The organism is Cohnella sp. (assembly GCF_041641335.1).
Classification (GTDB): Bacteria; Bacillota; Bacilli; order Paenibacillales; family Paenibacillaceae; genus Cohnella.
This window is the reverse complement of the sequence record NZ_JBEPYQ010000041.1, coordinates 14,588-41,151: the sequence shown is the minus strand read 5'-3', so window position 1 is coordinate 41,151 and position 26,564 is coordinate 14,588. Positions and strand designations below refer to the sequence as shown.

21 protein-coding genes and 1 other annotated feature are annotated in these 26,564 nt (G+C 57.0%); of the genes, 9 read left to right on the top strand and 12 right to left on the bottom strand.

The window, feature by feature from the left end:
• Positions 1-9 precede the first annotated feature (9 nt).
• On the bottom strand, positions 10-1,257 hold the full coding sequence (gene spoIIP, locus ACESLM_RS15110; RefSeq protein WP_372632405.1) for a stage II sporulation protein P: 1,248 nt from the start codon (positions 1,255-1,257) through the stop codon (positions 10-12).
• Positions 1,258-1,498: 241 nt separating this feature from the next.
• Positions 1,499-2,503: a GPR endopeptidase gene (gpr, locus tag ACESLM_RS15105; RefSeq protein WP_372632404.1), complete on the bottom strand. Its 1,005-nt coding sequence runs from the start codon at positions 2,501-2,503 to the stop codon at positions 1,499-1,501.
• A 128-nt stretch (positions 2,504-2,631) separates the two neighbouring features.
• Here gpr and rpsT point away from each other — a divergent pair, with 128 nt between their 5' ends.
• Positions 2,632-2,904, top strand: a complete 273-nt coding sequence (gene rpsT, locus ACESLM_RS15100) for a 30S ribosomal protein S20 (RefSeq protein ID WP_372632403.1) — start codon at positions 2,632-2,634, stop codon at positions 2,902-2,904.
• A gap of 142 nt (positions 2,905-3,046) precedes the next feature.
• Here the strand turns inward: rpsT and holA are convergent, their stop codons facing one another.
• From holA to ACESLM_RS15085, 3 genes are all read right to left on the bottom strand, one after another.
• Positions 3,047-4,078: a DNA polymerase III subunit delta gene (gene holA / locus ACESLM_RS15095; protein ID WP_372632402.1), complete on the bottom strand. Its 1,032-nt coding sequence runs from the start codon at positions 4,076-4,078 to the stop codon at positions 3,047-3,049.
• A gap of 278 nt (positions 4,079-4,356) precedes the next feature.
• On the bottom strand, positions 4,357-5,298 hold the full coding sequence (locus ACESLM_RS15090; RefSeq protein WP_372632401.1) for an anti-sigma factor family protein: 942 nt from the start codon (positions 5,296-5,298) through the stop codon (positions 4,357-4,359).
• Entirely contained in the window at positions 5,295-5,843 is a 549-nt protein-coding gene (locus ACESLM_RS15085) for an RNA polymerase sigma factor (protein WP_094041708.1), read from the bottom strand. Before ACESLM_RS15085 ends, ACESLM_RS15090 begins: the two co-directional genes overlap by 4 nt.
• Positions 5,844-6,040: 197 nt before the next feature.
• Between ACESLM_RS15085 and ACESLM_RS15080 the strand changes: the two genes are divergently transcribed.
• Together ACESLM_RS15080 and ACESLM_RS15075 are read left to right on the top strand one after the other, a co-directional pair.
• Complete coding sequence (locus ACESLM_RS15080) at positions 6,041-6,574, top strand: RNA polymerase sigma factor (RefSeq protein WP_372632400.1); 534 nt, start codon at positions 6,041-6,043, stop codon at positions 6,572-6,574.
• A complete protein-coding gene (locus tag ACESLM_RS15075; protein WP_372632399.1) occupies positions 6,571-8,067 on the top strand; it encodes a hypothetical protein in 1,497 nt (498 codons plus the stop codon). The genes ACESLM_RS15080 and ACESLM_RS15075 overlap by 4 nt, the downstream gene beginning before the upstream one ends.
• Here ACESLM_RS15075 and ACESLM_RS15070 read toward each other — a convergent pair.
• Positions 8,064-10,682 carry a DNA internalization-related competence protein ComEC/Rec2 gene (locus tag ACESLM_RS15070; protein ID WP_372632398.1) on the bottom strand — a complete coding sequence of 873 codons (2,619 nt, stop codon included), beginning with the start codon at positions 10,680-10,682 and terminating at the stop codon, positions 8,064-8,066. The two genes, ACESLM_RS15075 and ACESLM_RS15070, sit on opposite strands and share 4 nt — an antisense overlap.
• 348 nt (positions 10,683-11,030) lie before the next feature.
• Between ACESLM_RS15070 and ACESLM_RS15065 the strand changes: the two genes are divergently transcribed.
• From ACESLM_RS15065 to ACESLM_RS15050, 4 genes are all read left to right on the top strand, one after another.
• Positions 11,031-11,570, top strand: coding sequence for a hypothetical protein (locus ACESLM_RS15065; RefSeq protein ID WP_372632397.1), 540 nt, complete (start codon positions 11,031-11,033; stop codon positions 11,568-11,570).
• Positions 11,571-12,860: 1,290 nt separating this feature from the next.
• Positions 12,861-14,129 carry a hypothetical protein gene (locus ACESLM_RS15060; RefSeq protein ID WP_372632396.1) on the top strand — a complete coding sequence of 423 codons (1,269 nt, stop codon included), beginning with the start codon at positions 12,861-12,863 and terminating at the stop codon, positions 14,127-14,129.
• 13 nt (positions 14,130-14,142) lie between these two features.
• Positions 14,143-14,523, top strand: a complete 381-nt coding sequence (locus ACESLM_RS15055; protein WP_372632395.1) for a hypothetical protein — start codon at positions 14,143-14,145, stop codon at positions 14,521-14,523.
• 166 nt (positions 14,524-14,689) lie between these two features.
• Positions 14,690-15,472: a tyrosine-type recombinase/integrase gene (locus ACESLM_RS15050; protein WP_372632419.1), complete on the top strand. Its 783-nt coding sequence runs from the start codon at positions 14,690-14,692 to the stop codon at positions 15,470-15,472.
• A gap of 122 nt (positions 15,473-15,594) precedes the next feature.
• On the opposite strand, the gene ACESLM_RS15045 is transcribed toward ACESLM_RS15050, so the two are convergent.
• From ACESLM_RS15045 to ACESLM_RS15035, 3 genes are all read right to left on the bottom strand, one after another.
• Positions 15,595-16,107: a deoxycytidylate deaminase gene (locus ACESLM_RS15045; RefSeq protein WP_372632394.1), complete on the bottom strand. Its 513-nt coding sequence runs from the start codon at positions 16,105-16,107 to the stop codon at positions 15,595-15,597.
• 30 nt (positions 16,108-16,137) lie between these two features.
• Positions 16,138-17,427, bottom strand: a complete 1,290-nt coding sequence (locus ACESLM_RS15040) for a homocysteine synthase (protein ID WP_372632393.1) — start codon at positions 17,425-17,427, stop codon at positions 16,138-16,140.
• 94 nt (positions 17,428-17,521) lie between these two features.
• The gene (locus ACESLM_RS15035; protein ID WP_372632392.1) at positions 17,522-18,154 is read right to left on the bottom strand and encodes a ComEA family DNA-binding protein; all 633 of its coding nucleotides are present in this window, start codon (positions 18,152-18,154) and stop codon (positions 17,522-17,524) included.
• A gap of 125 nt (positions 18,155-18,279) precedes the next feature.
• Between ACESLM_RS15035 and comER the strand changes: the two genes are divergently transcribed.
• The gene (comER, locus tag ACESLM_RS15030; RefSeq protein ID WP_372632391.1) at positions 18,280-19,113 is read left to right on the top strand and encodes a late competence protein ComER; all 834 of its coding nucleotides are present in this window, start codon (positions 18,280-18,282) and stop codon (positions 19,111-19,113) included.
• Positions 19,114-19,389: 276 nt separating this feature from the next.
• Here the strand turns inward: comER and leuS are convergent, their stop codons facing one another.
• Complete coding sequence (leuS, locus tag ACESLM_RS15025) at positions 19,390-21,825, bottom strand: leucine--tRNA ligase (RefSeq protein ID WP_372632390.1); 2,436 nt, start codon at positions 21,823-21,825, stop codon at positions 19,390-19,392.
• A 53-nt stretch (positions 21,826-21,878) separates the two neighbouring features.
• Positions 21,879-22,126 (bottom strand) — a binding site (T-box leader).
• A gap of 68 nt (positions 22,127-22,194) precedes the next feature.
• The gene (locus tag ACESLM_RS15020) at positions 22,195-22,818 is read right to left on the bottom strand and encodes a TetR/AcrR family transcriptional regulator (protein WP_372632389.1); all 624 of its coding nucleotides are present in this window, start codon (positions 22,816-22,818) and stop codon (positions 22,195-22,197) included.
• 153 nt (positions 22,819-22,971) lie between these two features.
• Here ACESLM_RS15020 and ACESLM_RS15015 point away from each other — a divergent pair, with 153 nt between their 5' ends.
• Positions 22,972-25,215 (top strand): MMPL family transporter, encoded by a 2,244-nt coding sequence (locus tag ACESLM_RS15015; protein ID WP_372632388.1) that lies wholly within the window; start codon positions 22,972-22,974, stop codon positions 25,213-25,215.
• Position 25,216: 1 nt separating this feature from the next.
• Here ACESLM_RS15015 and ACESLM_RS15010 read toward each other — a convergent pair whose 3' ends face one another.
• Entirely contained in the window at positions 25,217-26,500 is a 1,284-nt protein-coding gene (locus ACESLM_RS15010) for an adenylosuccinate synthase (RefSeq protein WP_372632387.1), read from the bottom strand.
• Between the last annotated feature and the right edge of the window lie 64 nt (positions 26,501-26,564).

The window sequence follows — 26,564 nt, the reverse complement described above, 5'->3', positions numbered from 1 at the left end:
ACCTCCTTTCTATTTTTGCGGCGCAGCCGCCTCGATCGCCTTCTCGTCGTTCCAATAAATTTCCGAGATGACTTTCGCAAGCGCGTCCGCCGTCCGATAGCATTCCTCAAGCGTATTGTCGACGCCGCCGATCTCGATCAGCACGCTGCCGGGGGCGACGGACTGGTTGTACTCCCCGTTGCCGTTGGCCGCCGTCTTGCCCCACACCCCTCTGGACAAGCCGGGATACTGCTTCTCCAGCCGCTCGTGAATGCGATTGGCGAAGTCCTCGTTCTCGCGCCAGTTCGGATTGCGATGCCCGATAATAAAGTACACCTGCGCGTAGTCCTTGTCTTTGATCGTCGCCGTCGTCTTCGCGCGCCTCTGCGAGTCCCTGTGAATGTCGAAGAACAATTTCAAGTCCTCGTTGTCCGCCATCGCCTGGCGCACGGTCTGCAAAGAATATTTATACGAATAATTCCAATTATAGCCCTGAACCGACGTCGGATAATCCTTCGGCGAGTGCACGGCTCCGATTCCCCTTTTTTCAAGCTGTCCGGCAAGCCGCTTTCCGACCAGGGTGACGTTGATTTTGCTCGAATTCGGGTCCTTCGTTCCTTCTTTAAGCTCCGGATAATAGGACTCCCGGTTGTGAGAGTGGTAGATAAACGCGATTTTGCGCCCTTCCGTCGACGGCTCTTCGTCTGGAGAAGGCTTATCCTCTCCGCCCGAAGGTTCGGGAGAAGCCGAAGGCTCTTTCCCGGGCTCCGTCTCCGGAAAACGGTCGGGATCCTGCGATTCGGCCGGGTCCCCATGATCCGCGGTCAGCCCCTCTTCGGTAAGCGGGCCGTGATCTTCGGGCGCTTCGGGCGCCCCCGTCCCCGGCCGAAGGAGCACGGAGCGGTCGCGGTCCATTCCCGGAAGCTCCAGCGAAAGCAGGCTCTTCGGATTGTCGGGGTTCACGTCGGTCATAAACCGAAGCAGGAACGACGCCATCCGGCCCGTCTCGAAAGGCGAGTCGGTCGAAGCTTCCATATGCGGCATCTCCATCGCCAGCAGCGATTGAAAAAATTGACCCGACAGCGAAGCGGCCATCCCTTTCATCGATTGAACGGGCGATACGGCGAGCTTGTTCTGCAGCAGGCCTCCGAGTCCCAGCAAGACGAACAGCGCCATTGAGCTTGCGCTGAGCAGGAAAAAGGCTCGTCCGGTGATCAGAATCTTGCGAAATTTCGCGCGCAGCAGCGGCCAATCCGTCGATGCGTTCATCCGTTTCATGTTGTTCTACCTCCCGGTGTCTTCGTCCTGCGAAGACGCCCTCTCTTTTTTTCCCAGGTATCTCATCCTATGAGACGAGCGGGAATGATAGAACCGGGTGGTTGCTAGAATGAGAGACGGAGCTGTCCCACAAGTAAAGAGAGACGTACAGATCGATTATCGATGGATGCATGCTCACTTTTTCTCATCGATAATCTTGTACGTCCCTGCTTACGGGACACCCCCGCCACTTGAGGCTGCGCTAATGCGTATAGGCGGCCACGTTGTCCGTGTCGACCGCTTCGTGGAGAGCGGCGTTTAAGCCGCTGGCGATCACGTTGGCGATATCCTCGATGAACTTGTCGATCTCCTTCGGCGTGACGAGCAAATCGTGTCCGAGCGGATGAAGCACCTCCCGCACGAGCTGCAGCCGTTCGTTGTCGGCCATTTTGCCGAAAATGCCGAACATCGGATCGGTGTTGTCCGTATGCTGCTTCATATGCTCGAACATCATGTCCATCGTGTTGTTCACGATCGTGGACGCGTACACGACGGTCGGGACGCCGATACCGATGCAGGGGACGCCGAGAATTTCCTTGGTCAGCCCTTTGCGCTTGTTGCCGATGCCCGATCCGGGGTGTATGCCCGTATCGGCGATCTGGATCGTCGTATTGACCCGTTCGAGGGACTTGGCGGCGAGAGCGTCGATGGCGATGATCAAATCCGGCTTCGCCTTCTCCACGATGCCCTGCACGATGTCGCTCGACTCGATGCCCGTCGTGCCCAGCACCCCCGGCGCAACCGCGCTGACCGCCCGATAGCCCGGACTTACCTGGTCGGGCATCAGCTCGAAGAAGTGCCGCGTCACCATAATGTTCTCCACGACGATCGGCCCGAGCGCGTCCGGCGTTACGTTCCAGTTGCCCAATCCGACGACGAGCACGCTGTGCTTGGGAGTCACTCCGATCCGCTGCAGGAACGCTTCGAACTCTTTAGCCATCGCAGTCGCCACTTTGTCCTGAAGCTCCGTATCTCCCTGCCTCATGTCGGGCACTTCCAGCGTGACGTAGTGCCCGACCATTTTGCCGATCCGCTGCGCGGCTTGATCGTTCTGGATTTCCATGCGGGTGACGGTGATGCCGTCCTCGCTCTCCGTCTCCGACCAGAGCCCCGGAATATCCGGCGTCTCGTGCCCTTGTGAGGCGATCTCCTTCGCTTCCAGCGCCAGATCCGTGCGTATATCGTACATTGATAAATCTTTGTCCATCGGGTGAATTGAACCCCTTTCGCTTGCGGATTGAGGTGGGAAATCAGCCTTGCTTTTTACCCCCTTGCATGATAGAATGTTACAAGTTGTGTGGAGAAATACTTCTGTTTGATCTGGAGGTGAAAAGAATGCCAAACATCAAATCCGCCATTAAACGTACCAAAACGAACGAAGCTCGCCGCCTGCGCAACGCTTCGGCTAAATCCGCTCTTCGTACGGTTGTTAAACAAGCCGACGCAGCGGTAATCGGAACGGACGTGAACGCTGCTCAAGCAGCATACGGCGCGGCCCAGAAGAAGCTGGACAAAGCGGCAACCAAAGGCCTCATTCACAAAAATGCAGCCGCTCGCAAAAAGTCCCGTCTGGCCAAGAAACTCAACGCATTGTCCGCGCAAGCTTAAGGCTTCGCTTGACGAATATGCGGCCCGCCGCTTTGCGGCGGCAGCCATAGAAGAGCCATCCCCGGCAGGATCGTCCTGCTTGTAGGATGGCTCTTTTGGTTGTTTTTCATGTTGCCGAGCGGCGGAACGAGCGAGGCTTCTCTCAGCTCGCCCCCCGGGAACCGGTTCGGAGCAGGAACAGCTCGAGGCCGAGCGCCTTGTCCACTCTTCCCGACTTCATCGCGTAATCCAGCTCCGCAAGCTCGCCGAGCAGCGAGGCCAGCCGTTCCAGACTGAACTTGCGCGCCTGCTCGGCCGTAATTTTCACCGCGTACGGGTGCAGCCCGATCTGCGAAGCCATCTGCTGGGGAGAATACCCCTGTCCTCCCAACTCCTTGACGTAGAGCATGTTGCGGAATTGGCGGACGAGCAGCGCCATCAGCTTGATCGGCTCTTCCCGCTGCTTCAGCAGATCGTGGTACAGCGAGATCGCTTCCGCCGTGCGCAGCGCGGCCAGCTCCTCCGTGAGCTTAAATACGTTCTGCTCCGTCGCCATCGGCACGAGCGTCCGCACCGATTCGAGCGTGACCGCGCCTCCCAACCCCGCGTGCAGGCACAGCTTGTCCGTCTCCGCGGCCAGCGCGTGCATATCCGTGCCTACGCGCCGCAGCAGCTCATCCGCGGCGTCGGCGCCCAGCGTGCGGCCCTGGCTGCCGGCGCGCTTGACGAGCCAGCGCAGCAGCTCCTCCGGCTGCAGAGAAGCGAAAGAGACGACCCAATCTTTGGCTTTGGCCGCTTTCACCGTTTTCTTGCGTTCGTCCAGCTTCTCCTGGGGCACGCTAAAGACGAGCACCGTCGATTCGAGCGGCTGTTCCATATAGGCGAGAAGCCGTTCGGGACGGTGCTCGGTCTTGGCCGACTCCTTGCCCGAAGCGAACAGCACTTGATCCCGGACGAGCACGATTTTGCTCGGGACGAGAAACGGCAGCGTCTCCGCCTCGTCGACGACCGTATCGATCGGCGTCTCCCCGGTATCGAAGCGGACGATCGCCATCTCCCTGTGCTCGGGCTGCACCAGCTTCTCCTGCAGCCGTTCGATGAACTCGTTCATCATATAGGACTCGGTCCCGTAGATAACGTACACAGGCGAGATTTGACCTTGATTAATCGATCGGAAAGCTTGCTTGGCGTCCATGATGCCGCTCCTTGCTCTTATGTAGTTCGGTTTTCAGCACCGAGAAGTTACCTCTCATTGTACTACAAAGACCAGGGGAATCGCACCCGAAAAAGACGAAGGGATCGCGCCTCTTGCGTGGCGCGATCCCTTCGTTCTCGGACATCTATATCAACGTTCGCCGGCCGGCCCATGGTACCGGCGCGAACGAGCGTGACGATAGTCCGGAGACGATCGTCGGCTTCTACCGTATACTATACGCGGCCGCACCCGAAAGGGTGACAGCCGCGAAGCCGACTTCATCTCTTCGTTTCTGCGAACGTCGTCATGTCAAGCTGCCATTCCGTCGCGTTGCCGCCGGCATCGGTAACCGTAAAGTTCAACACGGCGCTGTCGGCGCTCCAAACCAGCAGGCCGATGCGGCCATCCTTCGGCTCCGTGCCGTACACCAATTCGTTGTTCTCGATCCCGTAAATCTGGAGCGTTCCGTTGCCTTCCACCGCGACGGCTCTCCACTTGTCATTCGGAGAATCCGCCGTCTCGGCCGGAATGGACAGTCCCGAAACCGCCGGATCCTCGCCACCACCCGTAAGCGTCGGGTGCAGCGTGGCTTCGCCTTCATCGGGCAAAATGCTTTTCGCGCCGGCGGAACCTTCCGGAATATCGGCCTCGCCCGAATCGGCGGTATCCGATTTGTTCCTCAGCACGTCTCCGCGCTGATCCTGAAGCTGCAAGCCTTCCTCTGCGCCCGAGGCGGAGAACAGGCTGGCTTCCTGCTTCGCCATCGGAGCCGACGCCGGACTCGGCATCGCCGCGTCGTTGCTGCTTCCCCCGCGCTGCAGCCATTCTCCCGGATTCGTAAACAGAAGCAGGCCGACGACGACCCCTGCGGCGACGACGCCGGAAATTTTGCGGAAGAGCTGCCGGGCGGGCCGGTTAGAGCGAACCTGAGACGGCGATGGCGACGCGACGGCGGAATCGCCTGCAGCTTCGCCCGCCCCGACGACCGTGCCGGCCGCATGCAGACGTTCAAGCTCCGGAAGAATCGAATCCACGATGCTGAACTTCGGCACGACGCGCGGCAACTGCTCGAGCTCGCTCGACAGCTTCCGAAGTCTGGCCAACATGGCGGCGCAATCCGAGCATCGATCGGCATGTTCCATCATGAGCGATGTTTCTTGTTGATCCAAGTCACCGTCAATGTAACGCTGCATGAGTTCCATCACCTCTTGGCACTTCATCCCCGGACACCACCTTTCTGATAATCGTGAAGTAAAGTTTGCAATTGTTGCCGGGCTCTAAATAAGTAGGATTTGACGGTGTTAAGCGGTAAATTCAAAGAATCGGCAATTTCGTTATAAGAGAAATCCTGGAGATACCGGAGAACGACAACGGTACGATGATGCTCGGGAAGCTTACCGATGGCTTCTCGTATTTCTTCCGCGGCGTACGCGGACAATACTTCGGTCTCCACATTATCCCCCGCCTGGAAAACCATCTCGTGCTCATCGATGGAGACGGACGGCTTTTTGCGCCGAAACTTGTCGATGCAGATGTTCGTGACGATTCGCTGCACCCAGGTGCGGAACTGCGCTTTTTCCTCGTAGGATCCGATTTTCGTATATATCCGAATGAGCGCATCCTGCGACGCGTCGAGCGCATCCTGCTCGTTGTTCAGCAAATAGTACGCGGTGCGGTACACTTGATTCTCGATTTCGCGGAGTAGCGTAACGAGAGCTTCCCGGTCGCCCGCTTGTGCGGCTTTGATCAGAGCCGGCTCCACCACAGAAGATCCTCCTCCCCTGCACCTTCACAGACGCATGCGTCCGAACAAAGGTTGCAATTCCCTCGCGGGAATTTTCGGTAACTAGTAATCCATACTCTCTAAGTCTAGCAAAAATGCGCGGAAAGTCACAATGTTTTATGTTGGATAAACGGAACCTGAGCGTGGATTGACCGGTCTAATAGGGTGGAGGTGATCTCGTGGAGCCCGATTATCTAAAGCACGTCGAATCGGTTGACGGCGCCGAGCTGAGGCAGCTCATGGACCGATACGGCGACGATGTGTGGAAATACGCTTACGTTCTCACGAAAGACAGGGAGCAGGCCAAGGATATCTCCCAGGAAGTATTTATTAGAGCGCATTACAATATCCGCTCCTTTAGGGGGCAGTCCTCCCTGAAAACCTGGCTTCTCGCGATCGCCAGGAACCAGAGTCTGAACTACTTGTCTTCGAGTTATTTTCGGAAAATCGGGCTGCGGGAGACGGTGCGCCCCAGGCAATCGGCTCCGTCCGCCGAATCGGCGTACTTGGGGCAGCAATCGGCCGCGGAAATCTGGGACGCGATCTTCGGATTATCGAAAAAGCTCCGGGAGGTGCTCGTGCTGGACCTGGAGCACGAATTAACGGTGCAGGAAATCGCACAAGTGCTGAACCTGCCGGCAGGTACGGTGAAGTCGAGGCTTCATCGCGCCCGCAAAGAAGTCGAAAAGCGGCTGAAGGGGTGGAAACAATGAAGGAAACCAGACCGGATTGGTACTCGATCGCCAAAGGAGGACTCGGCGACTCCTTATTCACCGAAGAGATGAAACGGGAAGTCGGGCGAATCGTCGAGCAGCCCCGCGCTCGAAGGCGAAGCGGACGTTGGATCGCCGGCACCGCGCTTGTCGCCCTGTGCGTCGCGGCCGTTCTGTTGATTCTTCCGCTCGCCCGGCCCGACTCTCCTGCTCCTTCTCCGGCAGTGACGGACGAACCTTCCCCGGTTCCATCTCCGGATCAGCCGCTCCCGACGCCCGAGAGCCCCGAGCCCGAACCTTCGGAAACCCCGCCGCCTCCCATCGCCGATTCGGAAGTCCGGCTCGCGTACGAGAGCCCGGAGAACCATTCGGGGGATTATCCCGTGGAGACAGACCGCGTTGAAGCGAAACGAATCGACAAGGCGTCCGTCCGCATCCAACGAACCATCGAGGTCGAGGGAGCGGGCAGCTTCGCGATCTACGTACGAGAGGAAGGCGATTCCCAGCTCTATGCCGGCATGGAGGTGCGCGCCAAAGGGACCACCGGACACAAAGAGACCGATGAGCTGTACGAAATCGGGCCGATCGGCGAACTCGTTTACGCAGACGATGTCTCCGTCACGCCAAGCAGCGCCTTCGGGCAGTCGGGTCTTCGAATCTTCGGCGCGTGCGGCGCCAACTGCGTTGCGAATACGTGGATCCGTTTCGAAGAGTCCGCGCCGGACGTTCCCTTCAGCGACTTCCGCCTTTATACGCATGCCCAGGAAGTCGATCTCGACGAGGACGGAATTCTCGAAGTCGTCGCGACGGAAACGTCGACCGTCGGCAAAGTCCAAATTTACAAAAGGATCGCGGACCGGATCATGTTCGTGGACGTCAACGAGGCTTTGCAGGCCGAACATCCGGGCTCGGTCGTCTATGAAGGTTCGCGGCGAATTTTTCTTGCGCTTCTGCCGGATCGCACCTTAACGTACGAATACGGAATACGCGATGACGTAATGAAGCTTACGGACGAGCACACGGTGGAGACCGATTTGGATCGGTTAATTGCTGACAAAGCCTATGACGGAAGCGAAAGCCTGCAGCTCGAAGTCGACGGGGAAACGTACGAATCCACTTGGTTTGCCAATGAAACATTCCCTGTCGGGGCCTATTTGCCAAATGACGGCGATAAAGTATTGCGCAAGATTTTACTCACGGACGGGTTATATTACACGACGGGCAGCGGTTCGGCATTTCTGACGTTCAGGGCTGCGGACGAAGGCGATCTTCCGGAACTGAGCAAGGAAGCAGATTTGGCCATGTACGGAGACTACATGGGAACGGAGTTCAAGGACGATGAGCCTTACAACCGCCGCGATTATTTCGTTTACGATCGGGATGCGAAACGTCCGATCTACGTCGTGTTGCGATATGCCGACGACAACGCCAGCGGCGTTCGGCCGCTGCTGCTGGCCATCGCGGCGAATATTCGCTACGTCCCGGAAGCTTAATACCGGTCTGGGCCGGCCGAGATCATCGTCCTGCGCTTCATCGCGCCGTCCGGCGCAATCCGATACTGGATTTCTCCGTCGACGTCCGTCCTCCAAATCAGACTGCCCGCACTTTCGAGACGCTGGAGTACGCCCGGATTCGGATGACCGTAGAAATTGTTGCGTCCGACGGAAATGACCGTTTCCGTCGGCCTCCAGAAATCGACCCACAAGCCGGTCGTCGATGTCTTGCTCCCGTGGTGACCAGCTTTGAGCACGTCGATGTTGAGGCCATTGTTGTTATCGTCTTTACCCCCGGCGTTTCCCTTGGCGGCGTATTCCGCTTCCACGACCGCATGTTCTCCCCGAGTCTCCAAATCCCCGGGCAGAAGAAACCGACGTCCGTACAACGTCGCCAGCAAAACGACGCTTCGGTCGTTCTGCTCCTCGCTCGCTATCACCGATTCGTCGGACTCGTTGCCGGACGACAACGGGTAGAGCACCCGCAAGACGGCGGACGCATCGGCTTGCCATTCCAGCGGGGCATGCGCAGCATAGACGGGAATGCCTTTGTCCGCCACCGCTTGCATGAGAGACAGCGCGCTGGGAGAATCCTTTAACGCGCCGTTAAACAGCAGAGCCCGCACCGGAATATTGTCGAGCACGGCCCGTGCGCCTCCGATATGGTCCGCGTCCATGTGGGTGAGCACGAGGGCGTCAAGCTTCCCGACTCCCCGGCTCAGCAGCAGAGGAACGAGCAGCTTGCGTCCGACCTCGTACGGATCGCTTCTCTCCCTCCATTCGTCTCCCGGCTTGCGGAAGCTGACCGTCCCTCCGGCGTCGATCAGAATATGTTTCCCGTAGCCGGTTCGAATGAGGATGCTATCTCCCTGCCCCACGTTCAGAAAAGAAACCTCGGCTTCGCGGTCCAGCCAAGCCGGCTGAGCTCCCCATAAGAGCCATCCGCCGAGCGCCGCTCCGAACGCCGCGCGCCTGGAGAGCGATCGAAGATTCTCGGCGCGAGTCGGTCCGGGCATGGCCAAATCGAGCGGCGCCGTAACTTCGGCATCCGGCAGCAACGCCGCTTGTCCGCTCCACCATTCCCGCTCCCGAAGCCGGATCGAGCGGCGCCTCAGTCCCGCAAGACCGATTCCCATCAGTCCGTACGCGCAGACTACCCATGCCAAAGACGACTGCGGCCATATCGTCCTCCAGTCCAAGAAACCGCTTAGCCAGTCGACGGTCAGGAAGACCAGCTCGTTGCCCATCGACGCCAGCTTCGCCGGAAGAACTCCGAGGGGGAACCATATCCCTCCGAGAACGATGGAAGCCAAACCCAGAGGCATCACGATGACGCTTATGAAAGGAACAAGCGCAAAGTTGGCCGGGAGGGACAACAAATGCATAGAGTGAAAATAGTAGACCGATATCGGAAAAGATACGACCTGGGCGGTCACGGTAACCGCTATCGTCCCCTTCAGCCAGTTCCATCGGATCGGAATCAGCTCCGACAACGCCGGCACGAACAGAATCAGTCCGGCGGTAACGATAAAGGAAAGCTGAAAGCTGACGTCTTCGATCAGCAGCGGATTCCAGATCAGCATGGCCATCGCCGCGGCGAACAACAGATGCAGCCCGTCCTTCAACGCGTTGCGACGTGCCAGGCTCAGCGCGATCATCGCCATCAAGCAGGCGCGGACAGCGGATGGCGACGCTCCCGTGACCATCATGTAGACCGGCATCATCGCAATCGTCACTTCGAGCGTTCGCTCGCGGGTCAGCCTGAGCCATCCGCCGATCTGCAGCAGCAAATAGACGATCACGGCTACGTGCAGTCCTGAAATCGCGAGAATGTGCGTCAGTCCCAGACTCGCGAACCGATCGAACTGCACCGGATCGAGATCGGAGCGAATGCCGACGACCAGCCCCTTCATATATCCCGAGTCTCCGTTCGGGTACAACCGATCTGCTAACTCGCCGATCCGCCCTCTCAAGTCGTCTATCAGCCTCAGAGGCTTCATCCATGCTGGGGCCGGCTCCCTCTTGTACTCGATCGTATCCAGACCTTGGACGGATAGCTGCCAGAAAACGCCTTGCTTCATTAAATAACGGCGATAATCGAACGCTCCGAAATTGCCGGCTTCCCCGGGAAGCTCCAACGTGCCGGAGAGACGCACGCGGTCTCCCCTCCTCCACTCGCCGGCCGTCATCTGTTCGGACGGTTTGGCCAGCTTTACGCGGACGACGATGTCGTCCTTCGTAAGCCTCTCATCGGATTCGCCTAATCGAATCGTCTCCGCCTTCAGCCTGAACGTCACCAGATCTCCGTCCACTTCCGCTACGGAGTCGAGTCGGCCGTCAAGCTCGGCTATTCCGCCTCCCGCTTCCACCTCGGCCGCCTCCATATCCGATGTTAAGCGCTGGTCGACCCACGCCCTCTCACCATGCGCGATTACCAGCGCGGCCGCGCACGCAAGCGCCAGCTTCGGGGATGCCGCGCCCCCGAACGCCAGCGCCAGCAACACCACAAGCAGCGCCGCAATCGCCCATATGGCCCCTTCCCCCGAACACAACGACAGCAGCGAGGTCCCCACGATCCAACAACAGCTTACGGCGACCAACGGCCTTCGATCCATTCCCTTCCCTCCCCTTCAAGCGCAAAAAAACACCTCCCCGCAGAGCGTTACGCTCGGCGAAGAGGTGCTTCCTCATTATTAGGTATTTTCAGTTGTTCGATGAAGACCAAGAATGTCGATGTAGCAAGGGTTTGCTGACTTTACTGGCCTTCATTATTCAGTCCTATTTTGACCTGTCGTGGGCAAAATGTGGGCAAATTCTGAGACTTCGGGGACGGTTCCCGAAGTCTCTTTATATTACCCGAAAGATAGATTATTTGGCAAATATGTATGATTCAAAATCGATTTTCGTTGTATTCTTGAATTTAAGCGTATCGGATAACTCATTATCGAAAGGGTGTGTTACTAATGTTTAATCCATATGACTATTACATAACTCCTGAAGAATACGAAATGGCAGAGCGGAACAGAATTAGTCGTAGTCAACTAAACGATCGTATACGAAAGCATGCATGGAACAAAAAGAGAGCCATCACAACGCCAATCCGCAATACAACAAGAACAAGCCCTGAAATAAGGACCTTAGCAAAAGCAAATGGAATTAGGTGTGATTTATTACTTGCCCGGCTTAATCTCGGATGGAATGAAATTATCGCAGCTACAAAACCTGTTCGTGATATCGAATGGAAGAGGGAGAACGCCCGTTTGGTTGGTAAACGTAATCGAAAATACTCACTTGAAGTTTTAGAGCTAGCTGCAAAAAATGCTATCTCATACGGCACGTTCACCAAAAGGGTTACCAAAAGCAAATGGGATATTTTTAGGACAGCTTCAGTACCAGTGTCCCCTTACAATTGCATCATGAGACTCAAGGAAATATATGGTGAAAGTTACCTGAGGGATTTACAGGAACGCTGTTTTCAATCTCGAAGAACAAGGGGGCACTGACTTAACATCTCCATGTGCTCGACACGCTGTTGTCGAGCACGTCCTACAGCTTTGATCTCAATGGACACACTCTAGCCTTTCAGCCTGTTCGGGAAGAACGGACGGGTGATAGGCCACTCGGCTTGCTTGACACGAATTTCGGCGGCTTCCTTCTCTGGGGCTTGACCACTTCGCGGGTTTCGAGAAGCGCCATATTCATTGACCGTCTTCAATGCCCCCGTCGAGAGAATTGACGATCTGCGTGTTGCCGGAAGGCTCGGTCTCCTTTATGCGTTAGAAGCCACGGACCATATTGTGGAATTTCGAGCATTGGCTGAATCAACATGATCATTCCTTACCAATAAAAAAAGCACCCCTCAGGGGGCAGTTGTAGGATACTGCATCATAAACGAAACAATTTGTAGTACGATCCCTATAGCTAGCAGCAAGAAACCGGAATTACCTTGAAGTTTTCTCTTTATTACTGCTCTTATGTGACCATGTTGTTTCTGTATAAGACTTTCGAGCGACCCCGAGTGAATTTGGGAATAATTCGTTGATTCCTTTGCTGAACCGATGAACAGATATAATGAACCTACTAATGTGAAAACAAGCCCAGCTAAATTGATCAACCATTCCAATACCGTCAATCAGCTCACCCCCAATTTTCTCCATCATACACTACCTTCCATAATCCGCCAACGTATGATAGAATGGCAACAAATCCGAATGCATCGGTCAGAAGGCCCTGAGGCAAAGCACGCCCAGGGCTTTTCTGTATTCATATTAATGATACATCGAAACCTTCAACCGGCACATAGCCAGAACCTCTTATCAGGATGTTTCCTTTGCGCGACTGTCTCCCGGTTAACCCAGTTGAAGGCTTCGATCTACGAGCAGGCGAGGAGGCCCGCTCTATCCATAGTAACGACATTTTTAGCGCTGGCCATCCTATACGAAGATCGTTCGACCACCGAGAATCTCCCATTCTTTCTTGATCAGTTCCGCGACTTTTTCCCAGCTGGCTTCAATCTTCATCCCACCTTGGTCTTAGTTGTCAGAAAACCGCCGTCAGAACTTTTCACCGCAACGCAAAAAGCCGACCTATTGGCCGACTCGATCGACGAAACGTTCACGCCTCGCTGTGTCCTCTGTACAATTTCCTGATGATATAAAAACACCATGGGTATGGTCTAATAACACATAATAAGGGCTCAAAAATGACTCGATTTTTCCTCATAATTCAGGTTTGTCGTACGATTGCCACTAATAGATGAAAGGACAATTAATGCAGACAAGGAGTTGAAGAGAATGCCTGAAATAACGCCACATATCGGTCTGAAGAAACCGTTAGTGAGAGAAACAGCCGACATATCAGTTATTAACGACAACATGGATGTGATCGATTCCGCGTTAGGTGATCTAGCGTCGGTCCCCACGGCGGCCAAGACGGCTGCGGGAGCAATTACGGAGCTTTTTACAAATGTCAGTGACGGTAAAGCATTAATCGCGTCCGCGATCACTGACAAGGGAGTTCAGACGGACGCGAACGATAGCTTTGCGGAGATGGCCGACAATATCGAAGCGATCCAGACGGGCACCGATATGAGCGATGCGACGGCGACTGCTGCTGACATCCTTGCACCCAAGACTGCTTATGGGGCTGCCGGAACGAAGCTTGTGGGGACGATGCCGAATAAAACGGGCGCTACATCGGGTTATACTACATTAAATGACAGTACACAAGGCAAAGATGCAAAGATAGTATCCCTCACAGATCAGCACCCGGACAATTCTGTTGCGTTGACATTTATCCCAGATAAGGGCTATTACGACGGAGTGTCATCAAAAGCGAGAGTGAGATTATGGGGGGTTAATCCGCGTTATGTTGCCGCAGGAAATCCGCTTGGATGGATTTCGGATGCAGCCAGTACTCCTCTAGTTGGCACATATACGAGTGATGCCAACGCAACCAATGCGGATATTTTATCGGGTAAGACCGCTTATGTAAACGGAGTTAAGCGGACGGGGACTATTCCCATACACTCCGGTCAACATTATCCGTCACTAGGGTATAACGGATCGTTAGACCCGGGGCGTATATATCTGAGGGTGCCTGAAGGCTGGTGGGACGGAAATGCTCATGTTTATGCTGATGATCCGAACTATATCGCGGACAACATCTTAGCTGGTAAAAGTATATTTGGGCGGGCGGGAACGGCGAATTCGCTAGTATATCTGTCGTCACCTAACCAGGGCTCTACGGGAGGGAGTACGGATCTTGTTATTCTCAAGAAGTTTACACTATCCGTACAGGCTGTTATTAGGATCACGTATACCGTTAGGGCGCTCAACTTCGGGCTGTCAAATGCCCAAGTGTATAAAAACGGCGCGGCAGTCGGACCTCTGCGAGTATTTTATAACGATGAAATGAAGTACTCGGAGGATTATGCTTGCGTTGCGGGAGACGTGTTTGACATCAGACTGCGTACGAGCCCAAGCGGTAATAGCGTATTTATTTACAATGTGCTCGTTACAAACGCGCTTACGTCTCCTGTTGGTGGGTCTGTGGACATGTAGAGGAGGTTGGATCGTGGACACAACAATAACCGTGATGTACGAAACACAGGAGCAAAGAGCGCAATTGATCGCGGATAATGCCGACAAAAGGCTCGTCGAAGAGCAAAACCACATCGACGGAAATTATCTCGTATTCAGTGACAATGCTAAAGCGCTCTATATCAAAAGCCTTGAAGATCAAATCTTACCTATGGCCAGTCATGCCGATGGGGGGGATACTATAATGGTTAATCCTGTTGTTGTACGCATCGCCGCCGAGCGGATATTGAGCGGCGGGATCAATCCGAAGACCGGCGAAGTTTACGTTCTGGATAACATCGCAAATCCGGAATATCGTGCTGTCGTCGAAGACTACATTCTCGTGAATACGAAAGGCATTTATGCCACCGCATAAGCGGGGCTTAGCGGCAAACCATTCTATTAACAATCAGCCCGAGGGTTTATGCTCTCGGGCTATTTTGATTTAAATTATAAATGGAAATCAAAATGAAGCAGATCACCCGTAAAATGTATCAGGATATGCTGAACGATCTGAAAAGGAGGACTATGCCAAGAAAACGATTGAGAGCATTCATGAAACTGAGAAGCTTCTGTTTGCAAAAGCGGCTGAGCTTGAAATCATTTCTTTCGATCCCACTCTTAAGGCTCAGGTTCCCCTGTTCCAGAAAACAGTTGAAGAACTGGAACAGGAAGACGAGTTACCTAAGTTCCTTGAGAAAGAAGAACTGATTAAATTTCTAAATCAGGCCAAGAAAGGCGAGCCTGATGAATACGAAATATTTTTCGTTTTGGCCTATACCGGAGTAAGAATCGGGGAGCTTGTTGTTTTAATGTGGACGGACATCGATTCCGCTAACAACACGATCAGCATCACTAAAACCGTGTACAAAAATAAAGGCGTTGCCAACCTGAGCCTGAATCCGCCCAAGACGAAAGAATCGAAACGAATACTTGATGTTGATTCGATGGTCATCAAACTGCTCAAAAGACTAAAGGCGCGGCAAAATGCTTTCATCCTTGGGAACAAAGATAAATACAAGGACAGCGGCTTTATCTTTACAAGGCGTGATCATTTAATGGGGCATCCAGTTCCAGTAAGTACGATCGAGAAAAGAATGAAGGTTCTCTTGAAGGAAGCGGGACTTAATACAGAATTATCCCCGCACTCATTACGGCATACCCATACTTCCTTGCTCGCTGAAGCGGGAGCTGAGTTAAATCTAATCATGCAGCGGCTTGGCCATAAGTCCGATCGGGTAACAACAGAGATTTATTTGCACGTCACGAAGTCCAAAAAGAAAGACGCTGTACAGAAGTTCAGCGCCTTAATGAAAAACCTATAAAATATCTAATGTGGGCAAAACGTGGGCAAAAACGTCATCGAATGACTGAAACCCCTATAAATAGAGGCTTCCCCGCTTTCAAAAAAGAGGTGCTTCCTCTTCCGCTGTTTCGCTATTCCATGCTACGAACCATCCTGAACCTCAGTGTCCGCAGGAGGAACGTAGTTGTCCAGCTTGCGGAAAATGAGTCCCCGCTGCTCCATCAGGGCGGCGACTTTGGCGTAATCCTTCGGGTACGGCCTGAAGTAGACGATCTCCGCGATGCCGCTGTTGGCGAGCATGTTCGCGCACGTCCAGCAGGGCTGGTCCGTCACGTAGACGACGGAGCCTTCGCGGTCCACCCGATCGGTGAACAGCAGCAGGTTCTGCTCCGCGTGGATCGTCCGAATGCAGCGCTGCTTCTTGATCATCTCCGAGGAGCCGGCCGGAGCCGGCTCGTACTCTTCCACGATCATGCAGCCTGCCTCGGAGCAATCCTGCACGCCCATCGGAGCGCCGTTGTAGGCCGTGCCGAGCAGCTTCTTCCCCTGGACGAGCACCGTCCCGACATGGCGCCGCGGGCAGCGCGAACGGGTAGAGACCATAAAAGCGATATCCATGAAATACGTGTCCCAGTCTTTGCGCAAGGCTGCCATCTCCCTACCTCCGCACCGGGGCTTGCCGAATTACTGTTGACTTGCCGCCAGCGCTTGTTCCAAATCGTTGATAATGTCTTTGATTCCTTCCGTGCCGACCGACAAGCGAATCATTCCCGGCTGCACGCCGGCCGCGATCTGCTCTTCCTCGCTCAACTGCTGGTGGGTCGTGCTCGCCGGGTGGATGATCAGCGACTTGGAATCGCCGACGTTCGCCAAATGCGAGAACAATTTTACCGCGTTGATCACTTTTTTGCCGGCCTCTACGCCGCCCTTGATTCCGAACGTCAGAATCGCGCCTTGGCCGTTAGGCAGATAACGCTTGGCCAGTTCGTGGGACGGGTGGCTTTCCAGACCTGCATAGCTTACCCATTCCACCGCGGAATGCGCCTCGAGGAACTTCGCGACGGCAAGCGCGTTGCTGCTGTGGCGCTCCATGCGCAGATGCAAAGTCTCCAAACCTTGCAGGAACATGAAGGAGTTGAACGGAGACAGCGCGGCACCCATGTCGCGCAGCAATTGCACGCGCATTTTAATAATGTACGCAATCGGACCTACCGCATCCGCATATACGACGCCATGATAGCTGGGGTCCGGCTCGGTCAGGCCGGGGAATTTGCCGCTGGCCTTCCAGTCGAACTTGCCTCCGTCGACGACGATGCCGCCGATCGAAGTTCCGTGGCCGCCGATAAACTTCGTAGCGGAGTGAATGACGATATCCGCGCCGTGATCCAGCGGACGGAGCAGGAACGGCGTCGTGAACGTGCTGTCGATAATGAGCGGGATGCCGTTATCGTGCGCGATCGAAGAGACCGCCGCAATATCAAGTATGTCTCCTCTAGGGTTGCCGATCGTCTCCGCGAATACCGCTTTCGTCTTCGGCGTAATCGCCGCGCGGAAATTTTCCGGGTTGGATGGATCGACGAATTTGACGTTAATGCCCAGCTTCGGCAGCGTGATCGCGAACAGGTTGTATGTACCCCCGTAGAGGCTGGCCGACGAGACGATCTCGTCGCCCGCTCCCGCGATGTTCAAGATGGAATACGTGATCGCCGCTTGTCCGGAGCTGACCGCCAGCGCGGCAGCGCCGCCTTCGAGGGCGGCGACCCGCTGCTCGAACACGTCCGAGGTCGGGTTCATGATCCGGGTGTAAATATTGCCGAACTCTTTCAACGCGAACAAGTTCGCGGCATGATCGGTATCTCGAAAACCGTAGGATGTCGTCTGGTAAATCGGAACCGCGCGGGACATCGTGGACGGATCGATCTGTTGCCCTGCATGCACCGCAAGCGTTTCCAGAGAATACGATTCGTTGCTCATTCGGGTTGAACCTCCCAATAAAATTAATAGTTAGATAGATTTCCCTCCCATTCTCTCATAAAATATGGCCATTGTAAAAGCCATCCTCAGGTTTTTATTTCCTGGCCGCGACGTGGACGAGACCGGACAACCGTTCGAACACTTTCGGCCCGATTCCTTTGACGTCCAGCAGCTGATCCACCCGTCGAAAGCCTCCGATTTTGTCCCGGTGCGCCACGATAGCTTTCGCCTTCGAGGGACCGATGCCGGGCAGCGCGTCCAGATCGGCTTCGGTCGCCTTGTTCAAGTCCAGCGTTCCGGCGGCGACGGCGGGCGAATCCTCTTCGGCGTCCTTGACAGGCTCTGCCGGGGGAGCCGGAGAAGCGTCTGGCGACTCTGCCGAAAGGCCCGGAGGGCTGCCCGGCGCATCGGACGAGGAGCCGACACCCGCTGCGGCCGCCGAAGTCTCGGCGCCATAATCGGGAGATGCGGGCCTTGACGATTGGGTCGGCGGCTGGGTCGGCAATGCGCTTGGCGTCAGGGGCGTCGACAGGAATGAGGCGTTTCCTTCGTCTTCTGAAGTTAACGCGTCGATCGCCTGCTTCAGCGATTCGTTGACGGGCGTCCAACCGGCGATCGGATGCTGCTGCGCCCCGCTGAATAAAGCGATGCAGAACACCGCCGCGCCGATGGCGAACAAAGCCGCGGCAATCGGCTTACGCATACGGAAAGTGTTATTTTTATTCATTTTTCTGTATCCTCCGTTTCTTTTTTCGCATAAATATATGAAAAATCGTTCATGACGTCCAAGCACGTATTCATATATTGGAATGAATGAACGTCAAAGACGAGTGATCTGTAGGAGGGACCAGGATGAAGATCGGCTTCATCGGTGCGGGTAGTATGGGAAGCTTATTGGTGGGGGCCTTCGTACGCGCCGGCGCGATGCAGCCGGACGACATCGTCGTCAGCTCCCGAACGCAAACCAGGCTGTCCGCTCTGGCCGAGCAGTATCCCGGCCTTCATATCGCCGCTTCGAACAGGGAAGCCGCGATCGGGGCCGATTATTTGTTTCTGTGCGTCAAACCGCTGGACTTCCGCAGGGTGCTGGACGAGATCGCGCCCGTATTAACCCCGGAGCAGATCGTCGTCTCGATTACGAGTCCCGTCAAAATCTCCTCGCTGGAGGAGCTCGTGCCCAGCAAAGTCGCGAAAATCATCCCCAGCGTCGTGAACGCCGTCGGAAGCGGAGCCTCGCTCGTCATGTGGGGAACCCGGCTTGCGGAAGAAGATAAGCGGGATCTCTGGGAGCTGTTCGCCGCGATTAGCCGTCCGATCTGCGTCCCGGAGGAAGAAGTCCGCGTCGCCTCGGACTTGTCCAGCTGCGGTCCGGCTTTCATGGCGTTTCTGCTCGAGCAGTTCATCGATGCCGCGGTCCTCTCTGCCGGCATGGAACGGGAGACGGCAACCGCCCTAGCCTGCGAGATGATGCTGGGCACCGCGCGGCTGATGCTGGAACTCCCCTGTTCTCCCGCCGAGCTTCAAGCCCGGGTGTCGGTACCGGGCGGCATTACGGCCGCTGCTCTGGAGTCGCTGCGCAAGTCGACCCGCGGCGCTTTCCTGCAAGTGCTGTACACGACGCACGAGAAGTTCGCCGAAGACCTCGACCGCGTCGACTCCTCCCTCTTCCCCCGCGAGCGCACTTAGCCGCGGGGTAGAGCCGGTTTTGCCGGTTTTGCCGGTTTTTCCATTTTTGCCTCCTTGGGCCTGCCTCCCGTCTGCCCGATCAAGCCGATCGGGTCCCGCTCCGCTCTCCCCCTTTCGTCCGATATACGAGAAACAAAAACGCCGCCCGACCCGTCTCTGAAGACGGAGTCAAGCGGCGCGTGCTTCGCGCTGCGATTATTGTATCGTTCCCGAGTTCCTTGCAGCTTCGCCATCGGGCGGCCGCTCCTACACAAGGCAGCGAACCCGAGGCTCGGATTAATTGGCGACGATGTTGACGAGCTTGCCTTTGACGGCGATCACTTTGCGAATCGTCTTGCCGGAGATCAGCTCCTGCACCTTCGCCGAGTCGAGCGCCTGGGCCTGCATGCCCGCTTCGTCCAGATCGGCGGCGATTTTGAGACGCTCGGCGATCTTGCCGTTCACCTGAACGACGATCTCGACTTCGGCGTCCACCGTAAGCGATACGTCGTACTCAGGCCACGGCGCGTAAGAGACGGACCCGGAATGGCCGAGCTTCTCCCACAGCTCTTCCGAGATGTGCGGGGCGATCGGGGACAGCATCTGCACGAAGTCCTCCATCGCTTTTTTCGGCAGCGCTTCCGTCTTGTAAGCCTCGTTGACGAAAATCATCATCTGGCTGATCGCCGTGTTAAAGCGCAAGCCTTCGTAGTCCTCGCCGACTTTCTTAAGGCTCTTGTGCCATACCCTGCGGAATGCGTCGTCTCCCGGAACGTCCTGGATTTTGCCGCTGAGGCTGCCGTTGTCGTCGACGAACAAGCGCCATACGCGGGCCAGGAAGCGGAACACGCCTTCCACGCCGTTCGTGTTCCAAGGTTTCGTCGCTTCCAGAGGTCCCATGAACATTTCGTACATCCGCAGCGTATCCGCGCCGAATTCGCCGACGATGTCGTCCGGGTTAATGACATTGCCGCGGGATTTGGACATTTTCTCGTTGTTCGTGCCGAGAATCATGCCTTGGTTAACGAGCTTGTGGAACGGTTCCTTCGTGTTCACGACGCCGATATCGTACAGCACCTTGTGCCAGAAGCGCGCGTAGAGCAAGTGCAGAACCGCATGCTCCGCGCCGCCGATGTACAGGTCGACCGGCAGCCATTCGCGCTGCTTCTCCGGCGAGCAGATTTCCTTGTCGTTCTTCGGATCGATGAAGCGCAGATAGTACCAGCAGCTTCCCGCCCACTGCGGCATCGTGTTCGTCTCGCGGCGGGCTTTGCGTCCGTTGCGCGGATCGACGACGTTCACCCATTCGGTCACGTTGGCAAGCGGAGACTCGCCCGTTCCGGAAGGCTGGATCGCGTCCACGTCCGGCAGCAGCAAAGGCAGCTCCTCTTCCGGAATCGTGTCCATCGTGCCGTCCTCGTAGTGCAGCACCGGAATCGGCTCGCCCCAGTAACGCTGACGGCTGAACAGCCAGTCGCGCAGGCGGTACGTCACCTTGCCTTTGCCCTTGCCTTCCTTCTCCAGATGCGCGATCATCGCCTGGATCGCGTCGGCCGTTCCCAATCCGTTCAGGAACTCCGAATGGACCAGCTTGCCGTCGCCGGAATACGCCGCTTCCTCGACGTTGCCGCCGGCGACGACTTCCACGATCGGCAGGCCGAACTTCTTCGCGAACTCCCAGTCCCGCTCGTCGTGGCCCGGCACGGCCATGATTGCGCCCGTGCCGTAGCCGCCGAGCACGTAGTCGGCGATCCAGATCGGCACCTTGGCGCCGTTCACCGGATTAATCGCGTAAGCGCCCGTGAATACCCCGCTCTTGTCTTTGGCCAGATCCGTCCGCTCCAAATCGCTCTTGCGCGCCGCTTGCTCGACGTAAGCTTCGACGGCAGCTTTCTGGCCGGCGGTTGTAATCGAGCCGACCAGCTCATGCTCGGGAGCGAGCACGCAGTACGTCGCGCCGAACAGCGTGTCCGGGCGCGTCGTGAACACGGTCAACGCAGCGTCGCGGCCGTCGATGGCGAACGTCACTTCCGCGCCGGTCGACTTGCCGATCCAGTTGCGCTGCATATCCTTGATGCTCTCCGACCAGTCGAGCTCCTCCAGGTCCTCCAGCAATCTTTCCGCGTACTCGGTAATCTTCAGCATCCATTGGCGCATCGGCTTGCGGATAACCGGGTGTCCTCCGCGCTCGCTCAATCCGTCGATAACCTCTTCGTTGGCCAGAACCGTGCCGAGCGCCGGACACCAGTTCACCGGAACTTCCGCTACGTAGGCGAGCCCTTTTTTGTACAACTGGATAAAAATCCACTGCGTCCACTTGTAGTAGTCCGGGTCCGTCGTGCTGAACTCCCGGTCCCAGTCGTACGAGAAGCCCAGTGACTTGATCTGGCGGCGGAAGTTGTCAATGTTCTCGAACGTGATTTCGCGCGGATGGCGTCCCGTCTGCAGCGCGTACTGCTCAGCCGGCAGGCCGAACGCGTCCCAGCCCATCGGATGCAGCACGTTGAAGCCTTTCATTCTCTTGTAGCGGCTGACGATGTCGGTCGCCGTATATCCTTCGGGATGGCCGACGTGAAGCCCCGCTCCCGAAGGATACGGGAACATGTCGAGCGCGTAGAACTTCGGCTTGCCCGCGTCCTCCGTCGTCTTGAACGTCTTGTTCTCATCCCAATGTTTCTGCCATTTCGGTTCGATCTTCAGCGGCTGATAGCCTTGACCCTGTTCCTGTGCCATGTCGTTTAACTCCCTTGTCAGTAAATAAAAAAGCTCCCGCCCCCAGCGTTGTCGCTAGGGACGAGAGCGTCATCTCCCGTGGTACCACCCTAGTTGACGGCATCCTGCTTGGATGTCCGCCCACTCAGCCTCGTAACGAGAGGTAACGCCTTGCCTACCCGTCTTCGTCCGCTCGGCGCATCGAAAACGTTCGGCTCGGAGGCTCCAAGGCGAGTTCGTCGCATTCGTCAACCGGCTCGCACCAACCGCCGGCTCTCTGAAATAACGTCTTGCGAGTACTGTTCCTTATCACAGCCAAAGTATGCCATGATTATAGCCAATTCGCGCGATTCGTGTCAAGCCGCCGCCAGGAGACGGAGAAAGCTCCATTCATTTGCCTCCCGCTCCGTTCAAAAACAAATCCACGACGGACGCTGCCAGCCGCTCGGGAGCAAACTCCTCTTCGCCGATCCGCTCCCGGCTGCCGATCATCAGGAGCGCGGAGAAGGCATGGGACAACAGCATCGGATGCCCCGGCGGAATCTCCCCGCTCTCCATCGCCCTGGCGAATTCGGCCGCCAGCACCTCGTGAATGCGATGCTCCGCCCGGCGGATTTCGGCGCGCTGCTCCTCGCTCAGCGAAGGCAGCGCCTCCCGCATCAAGCTCTCGAACTCGACGTGGGCCTGCGACTTCGTCATTTTGGACAGGGCGATCTGCGCAAGACGTTCGCGCAAGCTTCCGTTCTCCCCGATGATCCGCTCGGTGACAGCGCTGATCCGCAGCATCATTTCCGTTACGGAAGCCGTGAACAGAATCGACTTGTTGGCGAAATAATAGTACACGGACGCCTTGGTGACCCCGGCGCGCTCCGCGATCATATTGATCGAGACCGGTTCGTAGCCCAGCTCCATAAAGAGGACCGACGCGGTCAGCAGCACCTTGTCCCTCATCGACGGACGGTTCGGTCCGCTCTTCGGTCTTCCGGGGGCGCGCTTGGAACGGGATGCGTTCATCGCTTTCCCCTCCTTCGTTCGAAATTTCGTCGTTGCATAATTAACCTTCCGGTATATATAATTAATTTGAGATCCAAACCCATTATATCCGAAAATGGCAATTCGATCAGCTTTCCTGAGGATCTCGTATCGAACGAAGGAGGATTACCCGCAATGAGCGACAAAGGATACCGCTTCGGAAACTGGGTTTCCGGCAAGCGAAGCAAGTGGATTACGCTCCTGGTCTGGATTGCCGCGGCCGGCCTGCTGAGCGCGCTGCTCCCGTCGGTGAACAGCCAGGAAATCAACAACGCTCCCAATCTGGATACCGGCAAGCCTTCCGTGCAGGCGGATGCCGTCGCCGCCAGGGAATTCCCCGGCGGGTCGGACATTCCGGCGCTTGTCGTCCTGCGCAAGGGAGCGGGACTCGCCGAATCCGACCTGGAGGACGTCCGCAAGCTGACGGAGAAGCTGAGCGCTTCCCCCGTCCCGTACCAGACGTCCGTCCCGCCTCTGCACGCGCTGCCGCCCCAGGCGCTGCTGGGCCAGCTGTCCGATGACGGCAGCACTCTGGTCGTGCCCGTCCTGTTTGACAAGCAGGCGGACGCGGAACGGCTGAAGGAGGGAACCGGCGAGCTGAAGCGGGTGCTGACCGACATCGTCGGGTACGATCCTTTCGCCGAGTCCCGCGATTCCCAAGACAAGCTGAGCGCGCGCGTCACCGGCCCCGTCGGCATTCTGATCGACGCGACGGGCCTGTTCCAGAACGCCGACGTCAGCCTCCTCATCGGAACCGTTCTGCTCGTGCTCGTCCTGCTGCTGCTCATATATCGTTCCCCGATTCTCGCGCTCCTGCCTCTCGTTGCGGTGGGCTTCGCTTACGGAGTCATCAGCCCGCTTCTCGGCTGGATGGCGAGCGAAGGATGGATCGTCGTGGACGGCCAGGCGATCTCGATTATGACCGTTCTCCTGTTCGGGGCGGGAACGGACTACTGCCTGTTCCTCATTTCCAGATTCCGTCAGCTGCTGAAAACCGAACAAAGCAAAGCGAAAGCGCTGCTCGCCGCCATCACCGGTTCCTCGGGCGCGATCGCCATGAGCGGCTTGACGGTCGTCATAGCGCTGCTAGCGCTGCTGGCGGCGGAATTCGGGGCGTATCAGCGCTTCGCTGTTCCGTTCAGCTTGGCCATTCTAATCATGGGCATCGCGAGCTTGACGCTGGTCCCCGCGATGCTGGCTATCATCGGCCGGGCCTCCTTCTATCCGTTCGTGCCAAGAACGCCGGAGATGCAGCGGGAACGCGCCGCCCGCAAAGGGAAACCGGCGCCCGCCGCTCCCAAGGAGCCGCGCAACTGGGCCGGCAGGATCGTGACCGGCAAGCCATGGACCGTGCTTGTCGTCTGCGTGCTGCTTCTCGGAGGACTGGCGGCCGTTACGCCCCAAATTAAATTCACGTACGATCTTCTGTCGTCTTTTCCGAAGGACATGGAGTCCAGAGAAGGGTTCGCCACCATCGGAGAGCAGTTCTCTCCGGGAGAGCTGGCCCCGGCGAAGATCATCGTCGACACGGAAGGTCTGTCCGTCGATTTGTCCGCTAAGCTGGCCGCCCTGCCTTACGTCGACGTCGTGTCCGAGCCGCAGGTCGGCCAATCGAATCCGAACATCGTCGCGTACGAGGTTCAATTCGACCTGAATCCGTATTCTATTGAAGCGATGAACCATATTCCGGAGCTGAGGACGGTCGCGGAACAGGCGCTGGCGGAGGCCGGGGTTCTCAGTTCGCAGGCCGGAATCATGAGCCCGGAGACCCGCGTATGGATCGGCGGCCAGACGGCGGAGCAGTACGACAACAGGGCGACCGGGGAGCGGGACACGAGGCTCGTCATTCCGATCGTCATCGGGCTCATCTCCCTGCTTCTGCTTCTGTATCTGCGTTCCGTCGTTGCGACCGTCTATCTCGTGCTTACCGTCATCGTATCCTTTTTCTCCGCGCTGGGGCTTGGCTGGCTGATCGTTCATTACGGGATGGGGGCGGAGGCGATCCAGGGCGCGATTCCGCTGTACTCGTTCGTGTTCCTGGTCGCCCTGGGAGAGGACTACAACATCTTCATGATCTCGAGCATCTGGCAAAAGAGAAAGAGAATGCCGCTTAAGCAGGCGATCAAGGAAGGCGTCGGCGAGACGGGTGCCGTCATTACTTCCGCGGGGCTCATTCTCGCCGGAACCTTCGCCGTGCTGGCGACGCTGCCGATTCAAGTGCTCGTGCAATTCGGGACGATTACCGCGATCGGCGTGCTGCTCGACACGTTCGTCGTGCGGCCGTTCCTCGTGCCGGCGATTACGCTGCTGCTCGGGCGCCGGGCGTTCTGGCCGGGCAAGCTCGAGCCTGTTGGAGAGAAGGACGCGTCCAAAGATTAACCTACAGCCGCCGTATCGTCTGATTCCGATGAGGACCGACTGATACGGCGGTTACGTTTACGCCGATGGCCGACTCGATATAGGCAACGTAGTTTCTCGCTTCTTCGGGCAGCTCGGCGAACGTGCGGCAACCTGAGATGTCGCTCCTCCACCCCGGAAGCTTCCACAGCACCGGCTTCGCTCTTCGCAGCAGCGGCAAGGTCGGGAAATCGCCGATGACCGTTCCGTCCGCCTCATACCCGACACACAACGGAATTTCATCCAGATAACCGAGTACGTCGAGATTCGTCAGCGCGACCTCCGTCGCTCCTTGAATCATGCAGCCGTACCGGGTTGCGACCGTATCGAACCACCCTACGCGCCTTGGTCGGCCGGTGACGGCCCCGTATTCTCCGGCATCCCCTCCCCTGCGCCGCAGCTCTACGGCTTCTTCCGCGGCCAGTTCGGAGACGAACGGCCCCGCTCCGACGCAGGAGGAGTACGCTTTGACGACGGCCAGCACGCGGGCGATGGCGTACGGCGGCAAACCCGCCCCGACCGCGCCGTGACCGGCCAGCGTGGACGAGGACGTCGAATAGGGATAGATGCCATGATCCGGATCCCGCAGCGCGCCAAGCTGGCCTTCGAGCAGGATCGGCTCCCCGCTTGCCCATGCCTGTCGGAGAAGCTGGGTCGTGTCGCATGCGAAGGGAACGAGCTTCCTTCCGAGCTCGACGAGCTGCCCGATCAAGCCTTCCGGCTCCAAAGCCGGGCTGCCTCCGTACAGGTGCTTGAGCAGCACGTTTTTGGCCGCGTACGTCCGCTCCAGCTTGCTTCGCAAAATATCCTCGTGAAACAGATCCGCAACCTGGATGCCCAGCTTGGCGTATTTGTCCGCGTAAAACGGCGCGATGCCGTTCTTCGTGGAACCGAAGCTTTGCGCGCCAAGTCTTGTCTCCTCCAGCTCATCCAGAAGCCGGTGCACGGGAAGCACGACTTGGGCTCGCTCGGACAGCCTCACATTCGGTTTCGGAACTCCGCGCTCCTCCAGCCGCTCAAGCTCGGCCAGCATCCGCTCCGCGTCCAGCGCGACTCCGGGCCCGATGATGTTCACAGTCTGCGGATGAAACACGCCGGAAGGCAGCATGCGCAGGGCGAACTTCCCGTAATCGTTAATGATCGTATGCCCGGCGTTGCTTCCTCCTTGATACCTGACTACGTACGAAGCCTTCTCCGCGTACAGATCGGTCATTTTCCCCTTGCCTTCGTCTCCCCAATTCGCTCCTACGATCGCCGTAACCGTCATATTTCCCCGGCCTCCCCTTTCGTTTTGTCCGTGCAAGGCTTATTATAGAGGCAGAGTTTTTATA